This is a genomic window from Amycolatopsis sp. AA4 (genome assembly GCF_002796545.1).
GTDB lineage: Bacteria > Actinomycetota > Actinomycetes > Mycobacteriales > Pseudonocardiaceae > Amycolatopsis.
Map to the genome: position 1 here is coordinate 7,087,311 of NZ_CP024894.1, position 12,554 is coordinate 7,099,864.

The 12,554-nt window shown below is 70.9% G+C and carries 12 protein-coding genes and 1 riboswitch; of the genes, 5 read left to right on the top strand and 7 right to left on the bottom strand.

Going from position 1 to position 12,554, the window contains the following annotated elements:
• Nucleotides 1–22 precede the first annotated feature (22 nt).
• Nucleotides 23–1,348, bottom strand: coding sequence for a HAMP domain-containing sensor histidine kinase (locus CU254_RS32680; protein ID WP_009083075.1), 1,326 nt, complete (start codon nucleotides 1,346–1,348; stop codon nucleotides 23–25).
• Nucleotides 1,345–2,055: a response regulator transcription factor gene (locus CU254_RS32685; RefSeq protein ID WP_037715564.1), complete on the bottom strand. Its 711-nt coding sequence runs from the start codon at nucleotides 2,053–2,055 to the stop codon at nucleotides 1,345–1,347. Before CU254_RS32685 ends, CU254_RS32680 begins: the two co-directional genes overlap by 4 nt.
• 145 nt (nucleotides 2,056–2,200) lie before the next feature.
• On the opposite strand from CU254_RS32685, the gene CU254_RS32690 reads away from it, so the two are divergent.
• The 3 genes from CU254_RS32690 (at nucleotide 2,201) to CU254_RS32700 (ending at nucleotide 5,244) form a co-directional block, all read left to right on the top strand.
• The gene (locus CU254_RS32690) at nucleotides 2,201–3,289 is read left to right on the top strand and encodes an outer membrane lipoprotein carrier protein LolA (protein WP_009083077.1); all 1,089 of its coding nucleotides are present in this window, start codon (nucleotides 2,201–2,203) and stop codon (nucleotides 3,287–3,289) included.
• Nucleotides 3,286–4,293, top strand: a complete 1,008-nt coding sequence (locus CU254_RS32695; RefSeq protein WP_037715566.1) for an ABC transporter ATP-binding protein — start codon at nucleotides 3,286–3,288, stop codon at nucleotides 4,291–4,293. Before CU254_RS32690 ends, CU254_RS32695 begins: the two co-directional genes overlap by 4 nt.
• 72 nt (nucleotides 4,294–4,365) lie before the next feature.
• Nucleotides 4,366–5,244: an ABC transporter permease gene (locus CU254_RS32700; RefSeq protein ID WP_009083079.1), complete on the top strand. Its 879-nt coding sequence runs from the start codon at nucleotides 4,366–4,368 to the stop codon at nucleotides 5,242–5,244.
• Between the two features lie 9 nt (nucleotides 5,245–5,253).
• Here CU254_RS32700 and CU254_RS32705 read toward each other — a convergent pair whose 3' ends face one another.
• From CU254_RS32705 to CU254_RS32715, 3 genes are read right to left on the bottom strand one after another with little or no spacing between them, the layout of a single operon-like run.
• Nucleotides 5,254–6,258, bottom strand: coding sequence for an ABC transporter ATP-binding protein (locus CU254_RS32705; RefSeq protein WP_009083080.1), 1,005 nt, complete (start codon nucleotides 6,256–6,258; stop codon nucleotides 5,254–5,256).
• Nucleotides 6,258–7,895, bottom strand: a complete 1,638-nt coding sequence (locus tag CU254_RS32710; RefSeq protein WP_050788333.1) for an iron ABC transporter permease — start codon at nucleotides 7,893–7,895, stop codon at nucleotides 6,258–6,260. The genes CU254_RS32705 and CU254_RS32710 overlap by 1 nt, the downstream gene beginning before the upstream one ends.
• Nucleotides 7,871–8,938 carry a thiamine ABC transporter substrate binding subunit gene (locus CU254_RS32715; RefSeq protein ID WP_078561167.1) on the bottom strand — a complete coding sequence of 356 codons (1,068 nt, stop codon included), beginning with the start codon at nucleotides 8,936–8,938 and terminating at the stop codon, nucleotides 7,871–7,873. The genes CU254_RS32710 and CU254_RS32715 overlap by 25 nt, the downstream gene beginning before the upstream one ends.
• 31 nt (nucleotides 8,939–8,969) lie before the next feature.
• Nucleotides 8,970–9,081, bottom strand: a riboswitch (TPP riboswitch).
• A gap of 24 nt (nucleotides 9,082–9,105) precedes the next feature.
• On the opposite strand from CU254_RS32715, the gene CU254_RS32720 reads away from it, so the two are divergent.
• A complete protein-coding gene (locus CU254_RS32720) occupies nucleotides 9,106–9,396 on the top strand; it encodes a 4a-hydroxytetrahydrobiopterin dehydratase (RefSeq protein WP_009083086.1) in 291 nt (96 codons plus the stop codon).
• 386 nt (nucleotides 9,397–9,782) lie between these two features.
• On the opposite strand, the gene CU254_RS32725 is transcribed toward CU254_RS32720, so the two are convergent.
• Nucleotides 9,783–10,469: a hypothetical protein gene (locus CU254_RS32725; RefSeq protein ID WP_009083090.1), complete on the bottom strand. Its 687-nt coding sequence runs from the start codon at nucleotides 10,467–10,469 to the stop codon at nucleotides 9,783–9,785.
• A 100-nt stretch (nucleotides 10,470–10,569) separates the two neighbouring features.
• Nucleotides 10,570–11,547: a GlxA family transcriptional regulator gene (locus tag CU254_RS32730; RefSeq protein WP_037715568.1), complete on the bottom strand. Its 978-nt coding sequence runs from the start codon at nucleotides 11,545–11,547 to the stop codon at nucleotides 10,570–10,572.
• A gap of 103 nt (nucleotides 11,548–11,650) precedes the next feature.
• Here CU254_RS32730 and CU254_RS32735 point away from each other — a divergent pair, with 103 nt between their 5' ends.
• Nucleotides 11,651–12,241: a cysteine hydrolase family protein gene (locus CU254_RS32735; protein ID WP_009083094.1), complete on the top strand. Its 591-nt coding sequence runs from the start codon at nucleotides 11,651–11,653 to the stop codon at nucleotides 12,239–12,241.
• Nucleotides 12,242–12,554: the final 313 nt, after the last annotated feature.

The following is a 12,554-nucleotide window of genomic DNA, read 5'->3' on the forward strand; positions in this document are numbered from 1 at the left end:
CGCTCAGTCTCCCCCACCGGATTCACCGGTCCGCGCCCGCCCGCCAGGTGACCTCGAAGCGCGCGCCGCCGTCCGGGGATTCGCCGACCCGGACCTTGCCCCCTCGCCGGCGCACCGTTTCGGCGACCATCGCCAGGCCGAGGCCGGTTCCGCCGGACGAGCGCGCCCGGTCGTCGGACACGCGATAGAAACGGTCGAACACCTTGCTCCGGTGCTCGGGCGCGATGCCCGGGCCGTCGTCGTCCACCACGACCCGCACCTTCGAGCGCGAGGCCAGCACGGACACCACGATCTGCCCGGACGCGTACCGGCAGGCGTTGCGCAGCAGGTTGTCCAGCACCAGTTCGACCTCCTGGTGCGCCGCCGACGCCCAGGCCTGCGCCACCGCGCTGCTCACCCGCGTGTCCGGCACCCCGGGCGGCAGCCGGCGCACCGCCGCGCGGACCTCGGACACCACCTCGACCGGTTCCGCGGGCGGCACCTCGCCGGCGTCCGAACGAGCCAGCGCGAGCAGGCCGTCGAGCAGGCCGGACAGCCGTTCCGACTCCTCGAGGATGTCCGACAGCGTCTCCTGCGCCAGCTCCGGATCGGGATTCGTCACGGCCACCTCGGCCTGCACCCGGATCGACGCGACCGGTGACCGCAGCTCGTGCGCCGCGTCGCCGGTGAACCGGCGCAGCCGTTGGCTGACCTCCTCCTGGCGTTCGAGCAGCGCGTTGAATTCCTCGGCCAGCGCACGCATTTCGTCGTGCGACGTCGGCAGCGGCAGCCGCGAACCCGGCGGCAGCGCGCGCACCAGCCCGCGCATCCGCGCCACCGGCCGCAGCGCGAGCCGCACGACCAGCCAGGTCGCCAGGCCCGCCACCAGCGCGCCGACCAGCGCGACCACGACCAGCCACAGTCCGCCGTAATGCACCGCGGCGGCGAACCCGACCAGCCCGGCCCCGGCGACGACCAGCCGCTGGCTGCCGTTCGGCGTGCTGACCACCTGGCCGCGCCAGCGCGAGCCGTCCGACTGCACCGGCAAGCCCGCCTTGAGCTGCGAGACCTCCTGATCGGTCAGCTTCGGCCGCGCCTGGCCGTCCGCCGGGTTTCCGGCGATGTCCAGCACCCGCACCGAAACCGGGTCCGCCGAGGCGAGCGGAGTCCCGGCGGAGACCGCGGCGGTCGCCGGGCCGAGCGCGGCGGTCAGCTCCTTGTCGACCGAGTCCGTGAGCAGCGGGTCGAGCTTGTTCGCCGCCAGCGCGGCGAGGCCCAGCAGGCAGCCGAGGGTGATCGCCGCGGCCAGCAAGGTGATCCGGACCTGCAGCGAACGGCGGCTCCACCACGACGACGGCGAGCCGGTCACCTGACCTCGTCTAGCTGGTCGTCGGAGGCGAGATAACCGTGCCCGCGCACCGTGCGCAGGATCGAGCCCGCGCCGACCGCGTCGAGCTTGCGCCGCACGTAACCCACGTACACCTCAACAAGATTCCGCGTGACGGCCTGCTCCTCGCCCCACACCGCGCGCAGCAGCTCGTCCTTCGTCACGACCGTCCCCGCGCGGCCGACGAGCACCTCCAGCAGCCCGAATTCGCGCGGGCTCAGCGGCACTTCCTGCCCGTCCCAGCGCACCTGCCGCAGCGCCCGGTCGACCTCCAGCGCACCGAGTTTCAGCGCGCCGCGTGAAGCGTCCGGCCCGGCGCGCCGCAGCACCGCCCGAACTTGCGCGACCAGCACGACGAAGGAGAACGGCTTCACGAGATAGCCGTCCGCGCCGAGGTCGAGGCCGTCGGCCTGGTCGATTTCGCCGTCCTTCGCCGACACCAGCAGCACCGGCGTGGTCACGTTCTCCGCGCGCAGCCGTTCCAGCACGCGATAGCCGGACAACCCGGGCAGCATGATGTCCAGCAGCACGACGTCGAACGAACCGGTGCGCGCGAGCTGCAGCCCGGTCGGCCCGTCCGCGGCGGTGACCACGTCCATGTCCTCCGCGCGCAGGCCGCGTTGCAGCGCCTTGCGCACACCAGGTTCGTCGTCGACCACCAGCACCCGAGGTTTCACGATCCTCATCATGGCCGGTTTGTGCAGTTGACGCGCGTACTCTCAGTGCCATCTCAGCTGAACGGGCCGAACATTCAGGGGTATCTCAGCCTCGGCAGTGGAACGTCTGCACCGGGAGCCGGGCCCACCAGAGCCCGGGAACACAGGGAGAGACGAGATGGATCCGAAGAAGAAGGCCATCACCGCGGCCGTCGTCGGCACCGCGCTCGGCGTGGGCGGGCTGGTCGTGGTGGCGATGCCCGCTTCGGCGGGGGACGCGCCGAAGCTGCCGCAGGTCAGCGCGGAGGACCTCGTGCAGTCGGTGGTCACCGCGAAGCCGGCGCCGTTCGACGGCACGGTGAAGGTGAGCAACGACCTCGGCCTGCCGCAGATGGCGATGGGCGCGGTACCGGGGGCGGGCGCGCTGGGCATCGACTCGGCGCAGGTGTTCAGCGACGGCACCGGCAAGACGAAGGTGTCGCTGACCAAGGGGCAGACACAGGAGACGATCGTCCACAACGGCAACACCGTGTGGGACTACGACTCCAAGACCAACAGCGCGACCAAGACCACGATCCCGGCGGAGGTCGCGACCAAGCACCACTCGGTCGAGGGCAAGGCCGCCGACCCGTCCACCGCGGCCAAGGAACTGCTCGCCAAGGTGCGCGAGAGCAGCAACGTCGCGGTCGACGGCACGGCCACGGTCGCCGACCGGCCGGCGTACGAGCTGGTCCTCACTCCGAAGCCGACCGAACGCACGCTGCTGCGCGAGATCCGCGTCGCGGTCGACTCGCAGACCCGGATGCCGCTGCGGCTTTCGGTGCTGAGCAACGGGACCACCGCCCCGGCGCTGGAGCTGGCGTTCAGCAAGATCGAGTTCGCCGACCAGTCGGCCGACCTGTTCGCCTTCACCCCGCCCAAGGGCGCGAAGGTGACCGAGAAGCAGGCCAAGATCGACGAGCGCGACAAGGCGCTGGTGAACGAGGCCATGCAGGCGACCAAGCTCGTCGGCGACGGCTGGGACACCGTCGTCACCGGCAAGGTGCCCGCGGACCTGATGAAGCCGAAGCAGCAGGCGCAGGGCGAGGCGAAAGGCGCGGACGTGCAGAAGATGCTGAGCCGGTTCGCCAAGCGGGTCAACGGCCCGTGGGGCAGCGGCTACCTCTTCACCACGAAGGTGGGCGGCGCGGTACTGACCGACGACGGCCGGTTCGCCGCGGGCGCGGTTCCGGAGCAGGTCCTCTACGAAGCGCTGGGCGCCAAGTGACCAGCACCGCGGTCGAAACCGGGGCGGGCATCTCGGACGAGGTGCCCGCCCCGGCGGTCCCGCTGGCCGCGCGCACCCGAGGGCTGCGCAAGGTCTACCGCAGCACCGTCGCGGTGGACCACGTGGACCTGGACGTGCCCGAGGGCGCCGTGCTCGGCATGCTCGGGCCCAACGGTTCGGGCAAGACGACCACGATCCGGATGCTGCTCGGGCTCGTCCGCCCGACCGCGGGCGAGGTCGAACTGCTCGGCCGGAAAATGCCGGAGGAGTCCGCGCACGCGCTGCCGGACGTCGGCGCGCTGGTCGAGGGGCCGGGCTTCCACCCGTTCCTTTCCGGACGCGACAACCTGCTGCGGTTCGCCGCCGCCGAACCGCGGCTGGCGTCGTCCGCGATCCCCGGCGCGGTCGACGCCGCACTGGACCGCGTCGGGCTGTCGGCCGCCGCGCGCCGCCGGTACAAGGGCTATTCGCTCGGGATGAAGCAGCGGCTCGGGCTCGCGAGCGCGCTGCTGGTGCCGCGCCGGATGGTCGTGCTCGACGAACCCACGAACGGTCTGGATCCGGCGGGTACCAGGGAGATCCGCCGTATCGTCGCCGATCTGCACGCGGACGGCGTGACCGTGGTGGTGTCGTCGCACCTGCTGGCCGAGGTCGAAGCGACCTGCACGCACGTGGCGGTGCTGCAGTCCGGCACCGTCGTCGCCCAGGGCGAGCTGGCGGACCTGCTGGAATCCGGGAACGCCGCGCTGCTGGTGCGCACGCCGGACGCCGAGCACGCGGTGGAAACGTTGCGGGAGAACCGGATCGGGGCCCGGCTCACGCCGGACGGCGTCCGCGTCGACCTCACCGCGACGCCCGCGCCGCGAGTGCTGCAGGTGCTCGTGCAAGCCGGCGTCGAGGTGCACGAGGCGACCCGGGCGCGGACCGGGCTGGAGGACCTGTTCGCGCGGCTGACCGAAGGGGAATCGGCGGCCGGCGAAGAAGCTGAGGGGGAAGCGCTGTGACTACCGCCGACGTACTTTTTCCCGCGGAGGCGAAATGACTGCCGCCGACGTACTTATTCCAGTGGAGGCGAAATGACTACCGCTGCGGTCGCGGTGCCGGTGAGCCGGACCGGGCACGACACGGTGCCGTTGCTCCGGCTGTTCGCCGCGGAGCTGCGCTGGATCTTCCGCAGGCCGCGCACGCTCGCCGTGCTGGGGCTGCTGGCGCTGGTGCCGATCGTCGTCGGGATCGGGCTCACGCTGGTCGGGCAGAACGCCGGGAACGAAGCTCCCGGAGACGGCGGTGCCGCACTGCTGGCCTCTGCGGTGAACAACGCGCTCGTGCTGCCGATCGCCGCGATGGTCATGACGCTCACGCTGCTGCTGCCGCTCGCCTCCGCGATGGCGGGCGCGGACGCGATCGCCGGCGAGGCCGCGCACGGCACGCTGCGCGGCTGGCTCGTCGCGCCGGTGAGCCGGGGTCGGCTGCTGACGGTCAAGGCGTTCGGCGTCGCGACGGTGTCGGTGGTCGCGGTGCTCGCGATGTGCGTGACCGGCGTGGCCACCGGATTGATCATCAACGGCACGGATTCGCTGTTCACGCTGTCGGGCACCACGTTGTCGCTCGGCGAGGCGCTGCTGCGGATCCTGCTCGTCGGCGGCTGGATCGTGCTGCAGCTGTGGGCGATCGGCGCGGTCGCGCTGGCGGTGTCGAGCTGGACGGAACACCCGATGCTCGTGGTCGCGTCAGTGCTGGCCGGGAACATCGTGTTCACCATCCTCGGCTTCCTGACCTCGCTGAACTGGCTGCACCCGTTCCTGCTCACGGAGGGCTGGACGCTGGTCCCGGTCGCCGTCCTGCAGGATCCGATGGAGCTGACGAAGCTCGGCGAGGGCGCGATCCGCGCGGCCTGCTACATCGTGGTCGGGCTGTCGCTGGCCTACGGACGCCTCGTCACCCGGGACGGCTGACCTGGGGGTTCAGCCCACCACGGCGATCCCGTCCGGATCCGGTTCGAGCCGGACGGGGTCGCCTGCCCGGATGTCCGCCCCGGCCGGGGCCACTGCGTCCACAGTGGACTCCCCGCACCGGACGACCAGCCGCAGATGCTCCCGCCGGTGCACCGCCGCGGTCACTTCGCCGGGCACGCCTTCTTTGGCGACTTTCAGGCCGTGCGGGCGAAATCCGAGCCGGACCGGACCGTCGTCCACGCCCAGCTCGACGGTGCCTAGCTCGGTCCGCACTACGCCGTCAGCCGCGGTGCCGTCGAGGAACGTGGTGACGCCGAGGAAGCGCGCGACCTGGTCGTCCACCGGCCTGTTCCACACTGACCGGACCGCGCCCTCCTGCCGGATCTCCCCAGCGTCGAGCACCGCGACGCGATCGGCCAGCGTGAACGCTTCCTCCTGATCGTGCGTGACCAGCAGCGCGGTGATCTTGCTGCGCCGCAACAGCTCCGCCAGGTCGATCGCCAGCTGTTCGCGCAGTCCAGCGTCCAAACCGGACAGCGGCTCGTCCAGCAACAGCAAGCGCGGTTCCGGGGCCAGCGCGCGGGCCAGCGCGACCCGCTGCGCCTGCCCGCCGGACAACTCCGTCACCCGGCGCCGTTCGTAGCCTTCGAGGCCGACGAGCTTCAGCAGTTCCTCGACGCGCGCCGCGTGCCGTTCGCGAGGCACGCCGTGCATTCGCAGGCCGAACGCGATGTTCGCGGCGACATCGCGGTGCGGAAACAGCTGTCCGTCCTGGAACACCAGGCCGAATTCGCGCTTGTGCACCGGCACGGCGGCGAGATCGGCGCCGTCCCAGGACACCGAACCGGACGACACCGGTTCCAGCCCGGTGATCGCGCGCAGCAGCGTCGACTTGCCCGAACCGGACGGGCCCAGCAACGCGAGCACCTCTCCGTCGGCGATGTCCAGCCGCGCGTCACGGACCGCAGTGAACGATCCATAGTGGACAGTCAGGTCCCGTACCGTAAGCGCCATCAGAACTCCCCGACCGTGCTGCGGCCGCGGACCGAGCCGAACCGGTCGATCAGGGCCACCGCCACCACAGTCACCATCATGAGCAGGGCGCACGAGGCGTACGCCATCTGGTTGTTCAGCTCCCCCGGCCGGCTGATCAGCGTCGCGATCGCCACCGGAAGCGTCGGCGCGTCCGGCCGCGCGAGGAAGCTGGTCGCGCCGAACTCGCCGAGCGCGACGACGTACCCGAAGCCCGCCGCGGCCACCACGGACCGAGCGACCAGCGGAAAGTCGATCTCCCGCCACACCCGCGCCGGGCTCGCGCCGAGCGTCGCGGCGGCCTGGCGCAGCCGGATGTCGACCGCGCGCAGCACCGGCAGGATCATCCGCACCACCAGCGGCATGATCACCAGCGCTTGGGCGAACGGCACGAGCAGCGGCGACGTGCGGAGGTCGCCGGGCAGCGCGTCGAGCGTCACGAGGTAGCCGAAGCCGACAGTCACCGCGGACACGCCCAGCGGGAGCATCAACGCGACGTCCATGGTCTCGCCCATCCCGCGCGCGAGCCCGCCCGGAGACCGGCGAAGCGCGACCAGGACGACGCTGGCGATCAGCCCGACGGCCATCGCCAGCAGCGTCGCGTCGGTGGCCGCGGCGAGCGAATTCTGTGCCGCGATCCAGCCGGAGACCTGCAGCGCGTCGTTCTGCCCGACAGTGTTCAGCGCCCGGTATCCGGCGAGACTCCATCCGTCCGAACCGGACACCGATTCGAGCAGCAGCGAGACGATCGGCGTCAGCAGCAGACCGAGCACCACGACCGCGGCGCCGACCGTCCACCATTCCCCGCCGCGCGGCCGACGCGCGGTGACCTGCGCGGACCGCAGCTTCACCGCGTTCTCCCGCTTCCGGCGCGCCATCGCCCCCAGCACCAGCGCGGCGACCACGGCCGCGAACTGGATCAGCGACAACGCGGCCGCGCCGGAAAGGTCGAGCAGGTCGACCGTCCGGAGGTAGATCTCGGTTTCGAGCGTCCGGTAGCTCCCGCCGCCGAGGATCAGCACTACGCCGAAACTGGTGGCGCAAAACAGAAACACCACCGCGGCAGCGGACGCGACCGCCGGGCCGAGTGCGGGCAGCGTCACCGACCGGAACGCCCGCCACGGCGAGGCCCCGAGCGCCCGCGCGGCCTCGGTCGCTCGCGGATCGAGGTGCGCCCACAGCCCGGCGACCGTGCGCGCGACGACGGCGACGTTGAAGAACGCGTTGGCCAGCACGAGCGGCAGCACGCCGCCGTCCGGCCAGATCGCCCGGAAAGCCAGGCCGACGACGACCGTCGGCAGCACGAACGGGACCAGCACGATCGTGCGAGCGAGCCCGACGCCGGGCAGCCGGACCCTCGCCAGGAGGTACGCCACCGGCAGCCCGGCGACCACCGCGACCACGGTCGACGCGGCCGCGCTGGCCAGCGTGAACCCGGCGAGCCGCCACGTCTGCGGGTCGCCGAGCACGGTGTCGACGCCGCCCGCCGAGAACCCCCGGCCGACGATCGCGACGACCGGCCAGGCGAAGAACACCACCAGGAACGCGACCGGCAGGAGGCCGAGCAGCGTGAGCCCGACGGTGCGCGCGGGGATCACGCGCCCATGAGCGAGCGCCATTCCCCGATCCACTTCTCCCGGCCGGCCTGCACCTTGTCCGCGGGCATGGTGGCCGGAGCCTGCGGCAGCGGAGCCGCGGTGGCCCAGCCGGCGGGCAGTTCGACGCCCTGGCGTGCCGGGTAGACGTACATGTTGGCCGCGACCGTCGTCTGGAACTGCTGCGACAACAGGAAGTCGACGACCTTCTGCGCCTGCGGGATCTGCTTGCCGTTGGTGAGCACGCCCGCGTACTCGACCTGGCGGAAGCACGTGTCGAGCAGCGCCTTGGTGCGCGGCTTGCCGTCCTCGCCGACCTCCGCGGCCGGCGACGAGGCGTAGGACACGACGATCGGCCGCGGGCCCTTGCCCGACGAGCCGGAGAAGTCCTTGGTGTAGGCCTCCTCCCAGCCGCTCACGGTCTTGAGGCCGTTGTCCTTCAGCTTCTGCCAGTAGCCCTTCCAGCCGTCCTCGCCGTACTTCGCGACCGTGCCGAGCAGGAACGCCAGCCCCGGCGACGCGGTGGCCGGGCTCTCCGCGACGGTCAGGTCCTTGTACTTGGGGTCGGCGAGGTCGTCGTAGCTCTTCGGCTCCGGCAGCCCCTTGCTCGCGAAGTACGCCGGGTCGATGTTCACGCAGACGTCGCCGAGGTCGACGGCCGACAGCCGGTGCTGCGGGTCGACGGAGTAGCGCTGCGGACCGCGGTCGGCCTCCGGGCTGGTGTAGGGCTGGAAGACGCCCTCGCTGAGCGCGCGGGAGGCGAAGGTGTTGTCGACGCCGTACGCGACGTCGCCGATCGGACTGCCCTTGGTGAGGACGAGCTTGTTGGTGAGCGCGCCGGCGTCGCCGGACTTGAGGATCTTGAGCTTGATCCCGGACTGGCGCTGGAAGGCGTCGAGCACGTCCTGCGGGGCCGCGAACGAATCGTGGGTGACCAGCGTGACGGTCGGCGTCTTCTGGTCCGGGCTCGCGGACGACCCGCCCGAGTCGCCGCCGGAAAGCGAGCAGGCGCTGGCGAGCACCGCGACTCCGGCGAGGCCTGCCACCGTGCGGACGGTCCGCGACATCATTCTTCCCCTCCTGCACTGCGCCGGATGAGGGAGAGCGATACGGCCTCCCTACGCCGGCATGATCCGGATCCAGGTGCGAACGGTCGCGGGTTGACGGCCCGCCTCTCAGCCCGGCGTACCGGACTCCCGTGGCAATGCCGCAGCGTAGCCGACACCATGGAGTGATGACTCAGCTATTGAACGACTCGGCAGTGGACCAGGCCCTCGGCACCGTCCCGGAGTGGCGGCGCGAGGACGCGACGATCGTGCGGACCGCCGAACTCCCGTCCTTCCCGGCGGCGATCGAGGTGGTCGACCGGGTGGCCGAGCTCGCCGAGGAGGCCGACCACCATCCGGACATCGACATCCGCTGGCGCACGCTCGTCTTCCGCCTCAGCACCCACTCCCTCGGCGGCCTGACCGAACGCGATTTCGCGCTGGCCCGCCAGATCGACGAGGTGCTGGCGGCCCGCTGACCAGGTGTGATGTCGGCAACCCTGGCAACACAAGAGGCCCCTTCGCGCGTCTCCCGGACAGACGATGAGAAGGAGGTCCGCATGGTCCAGGCACTCGTGGTGGGAATGGGTTCGTTCGTCCTGATGGTGGCCGCCGCGGGAGGCGTGCTGTGGCACACCGCGCGCACCCGGCGTGACCTTGATCACAAGCGGTAACAGTGAGCTAGATCAAGGCGCTATCCCAGCGGTAATCATCGGCACTCGCCCCGCTAGGACCCGCCATGAACAGCACATCTGCCCAGCTCACCGCCGCACAGCGCACGTGGGTCGCGGCGTTCTCGACCGCTGTCGTCCTCCTGTCGATGGTGGTGCTCGGTCTGCTCGGCTGAGCCCTTGCGCCGGGCGCCTCAGAGCACCGGGTCCGCGGGCGGCAACGCCGGGACTCGCTGATGCCACTTCGCGTGCTCGACCCAACCCGGCGGCAGCCACTGGCCGGTGACGAGCTGCGGATGCCGCGGGTGCTCGGCGTACGCCCAGGTCACGAACAGCAGTTCGGCCCACTCCGACTGGATCAGCCAGGAGACCGGGCCGTTCTTGCTGTTCCCTGTCACATGCACGACCGCCGGGGCGACCACCGCCGCGCCGGTGATCGCCTTCCAGTGCCACCCGTGCACGCGCGGCGTGTAGAGATGGAAGCCCTGCGGGCTCAGGTAGATCCCGCCCTGCTCGATCGGCACCCAGCGCGGAACCGCGGCCGCGGCCGCCCTCTGCCGTGCCCGGGACCGGGCGATCGCCCCGCCCACCAGCGAACCGGCCACGAGCCCGACCCCGAGCGCCCCCGTCCCGGCCACGAACGGCGTCGAGACGCTCCAGCTGCCGTCCCCGAGCGCCCGGAAGTCCGAAACCACGACCGCCCCGGTGGCCCAGAACCGCTCGCCGGTCGCGTTCCGGCCGGGAAACGGCGCGAGCACCTCTTCGACCTGACCGAGATCGGCGTTGTCGGCCATCAAGCCGGCGAGGTAGCAGGTGTAGCTCAGCACGTCGTCGCGATAGGTCCACGGCGGCGCCATCGCGGACGGCTGTTTTTTCGTCATTCAAACCCCCTCGCTGAATGAGGGGACCGATCGTAGCGAAGGACCGGCCAGCTATTCGGCCGGGGAAGTGTTGTACTGCAAGGAATACTCCAGTGCGGGGCTAACCGATCCGGAACCGCTCCCGGTATTCGTTAGGCGTCGTAGTCAACGTCCGCCGAAACGACCGGTTCAGAGTAGAAACAGTGCCGAATCCGCAGTTCCGGGCAATTCTCGGCAGAGTTTCATCCGTCGTCTCCAGCCGATGCCTCGCCGCCTCGACGCGCGCGTGTTCGACGTAGGCGGCAGGCGTCATCCCCAACTCCGCCTTGAAGACGCGCGTGATCTGCCGGTCCGTGACATGCGCGTGCGCGGCCAGCTCGGACACCGTCAGCGGCTCCGCCAGGTGAGCCGCGATGTACTGCCGCAGCTCGTCCACCCGCCGGGTCGCGGACGCGGGCTCCAGCGACACACTGAACTGGCTCTGCCCGCCCGGCCGCCGCAGGAACATCACCAGCTGACGAGCCACCCGCGAGGCCAGTTCCGGACCGAAATCATCGGCCACCAGCGCCAGCGCGAGATCCAGGCACGCGCTCAGCCCGGCGCCCGTCCACACGGAACCGTCGCGGATGAAGATCGGGTCCGCGTCGACGGTCACCTCCGGATGCTCGGCGGCGAGCTGCCGGGCCGTCGACCAGTGCGTGGTGGCCCGTTTGCCGTCGAGCAGCCCCGCCGCCGCGAGGAGGTGCGCGCCGACGCAGACGGACGCCACCCGCCGCGTCCGCCCAGCCAGGCGGCGCACCTCCTCGACCACCGCCGGGTCGCACCGCGCGACGATCTCCCCTTTCGCCCCCGTCGTCACCGCACCAGGCACGATCAGGGTGTCGATCGGCTTCCTCGCCAGCTGCGCGAACGTGACGTCCGGCAGGACCCGCACCCCGGCCGAGGTGGTCACCGGGTCCAGCGTCTCGGCCGCGAGCACCACCTCGTAGCCCGTCGGACGGTCCATTTCCCGCTGCAGCAACGAAAACACCTCGGCGGGACCGGTCACGTCGAGCAGGTCGATGCGGTCGAACAGGACCACGACCACCCGTCTCTTCATCGCGCTCCCCCATGTCGGTTTCTGCGCTTCGCATGTCATTGCCGACATCCGGGACCGAGTCTAGCGTCGATCGGGCAGAACGGAAACGAGAGGAAACCCCACCATGGCACGGAAAACGCTGCGGGAACTGAACGGTCTCGACCAGACCCCGGCAATGCTGGCCGACGCGACCCTGATCCTGGTCGACTACCAGAACACCTACACCCGCGGCGTCATGGAACTGGACGGCTGGCGCCCGGCCCTGACCGCGGCTCAAGGCTTGCTGGCCAAGGCCCGCGCCGCCGGAGCGACAGTGATCCACGTCGTCAACGACGGCGGCGAGGGCACGCCGTACGACATCCGAGCCGAGATCGGCAGCATCCACCCGGACGTCGCCCCGCTCGACGGCGAACCGGTCGTCGTCAAGGGCGCGCCGAACTCGTTCGTGAACACCGACCTGGGCGCGAAGGTCGACGCGGCCGGGCACGAGAACGTGGTGATCGCCGGGTTCATGACCAACATGTGCGTCACGTTCACCACCGAAGGCGCCTTCCTGCGCGGCAACCACCCCACCGTCGTCGCCGACGCCTGCGCCACGCGGCCGTTGCCGGGTCCGGACGGGGAAGTCAGCGCCGAGCAGCTGCACCGCAGCGCGTTGGCGACCATCGGGGATCTGTACGGCGTGGTTGTTTCGAGCGCCGCCGAGCTGAACTGAACCCCTTGGTCTCCGGCCTCGGCGGGGCTCCCGTCCTGCCGAGGCCGGTGCGTCAGCAATCGAGGAACCCCGCGACGACCTCGCGCACGATCCCGTCGGCGAGCACGGCGTCGTCGTAGCTGGGTTCGTTTCGGATCAGCACCGGTTCGTCCCCGAAATGGATCAGTGCTGACTCAACGCCAGATCGGCGCGCTCACCACGAGGCGAGGGTTCGCGGACCAAAGCGCAGTATTCGAGGTCGCTGTCGCCGATGTCGAATCCGTTGCGCAGCAACACTGAAACCTCGTGGCCCGGGGACCACGGAGCGGCCCGA

What these genes read in the sequence shown, in the direction of transcription:
- CU254_RS32685 (WP_037715564.1), bottom strand. Translation starts at nt 2,055, where the DNA reads ATGATGAGGATCGTGAAACCTCGGGTGCTGGTGGTCGACGACGAACCT.
- CU254_RS32690 (WP_009083077.1), top strand. Translation starts at nt 2,201, where the DNA reads ATGGATCCGAAGAAGAAGGCCATCACCGCGGCCGTCGTCGGCACCGCG.
- CU254_RS32700 (WP_009083079.1), top strand. Translation starts at nt 4,366, where the DNA reads ATGACTACCGCTGCGGTCGCGGTGCCGGTGAGCCGGACCGGGCACGAC.
- CU254_RS32705 (WP_009083080.1), bottom strand. Translation starts at nt 6,258, where the DNA reads ATGGCGCTTACGGTACGGGACCTGACTGTCCACTATGGATCGTTCACT.
- CU254_RS32710 (WP_050788333.1), bottom strand. Translation starts at nt 7,895, where the DNA reads ATGGCGCTCGCTCATGGGCGCGTGATCCCCGCGCGCACCGTCGGGCTC.
- CU254_RS32715 (WP_078561167.1), bottom strand. Translation starts at nt 8,938, where the DNA reads ATGTCGCGGACCGTCCGCACGGTGGCAGGCCTCGCCGGAGTCGCGGTG.
- CU254_RS32720 (WP_009083086.1), top strand. Translation starts at nt 9,106, where the DNA reads ATGACTCAGCTATTGAACGACTCGGCAGTGGACCAGGCCCTCGGCACC.
- CU254_RS32725 (WP_009083090.1), bottom strand. Translation starts at nt 10,469, where the DNA reads ATGACGAAAAAACAGCCGTCCGCGATGGCGCCGCCGTGGACCTATCGC.
- CU254_RS32730 (WP_037715568.1), bottom strand. Translation starts at nt 11,547, where the DNA reads ATGAAGAGACGGGTGGTCGTGGTCCTGTTCGACCGCATCGACCTGCTC.
- CU254_RS32735 (WP_009083094.1), top strand. Translation starts at nt 11,651, where the DNA reads ATGGCACGGAAAACGCTGCGGGAACTGAACGGTCTCGACCAGACCCCG.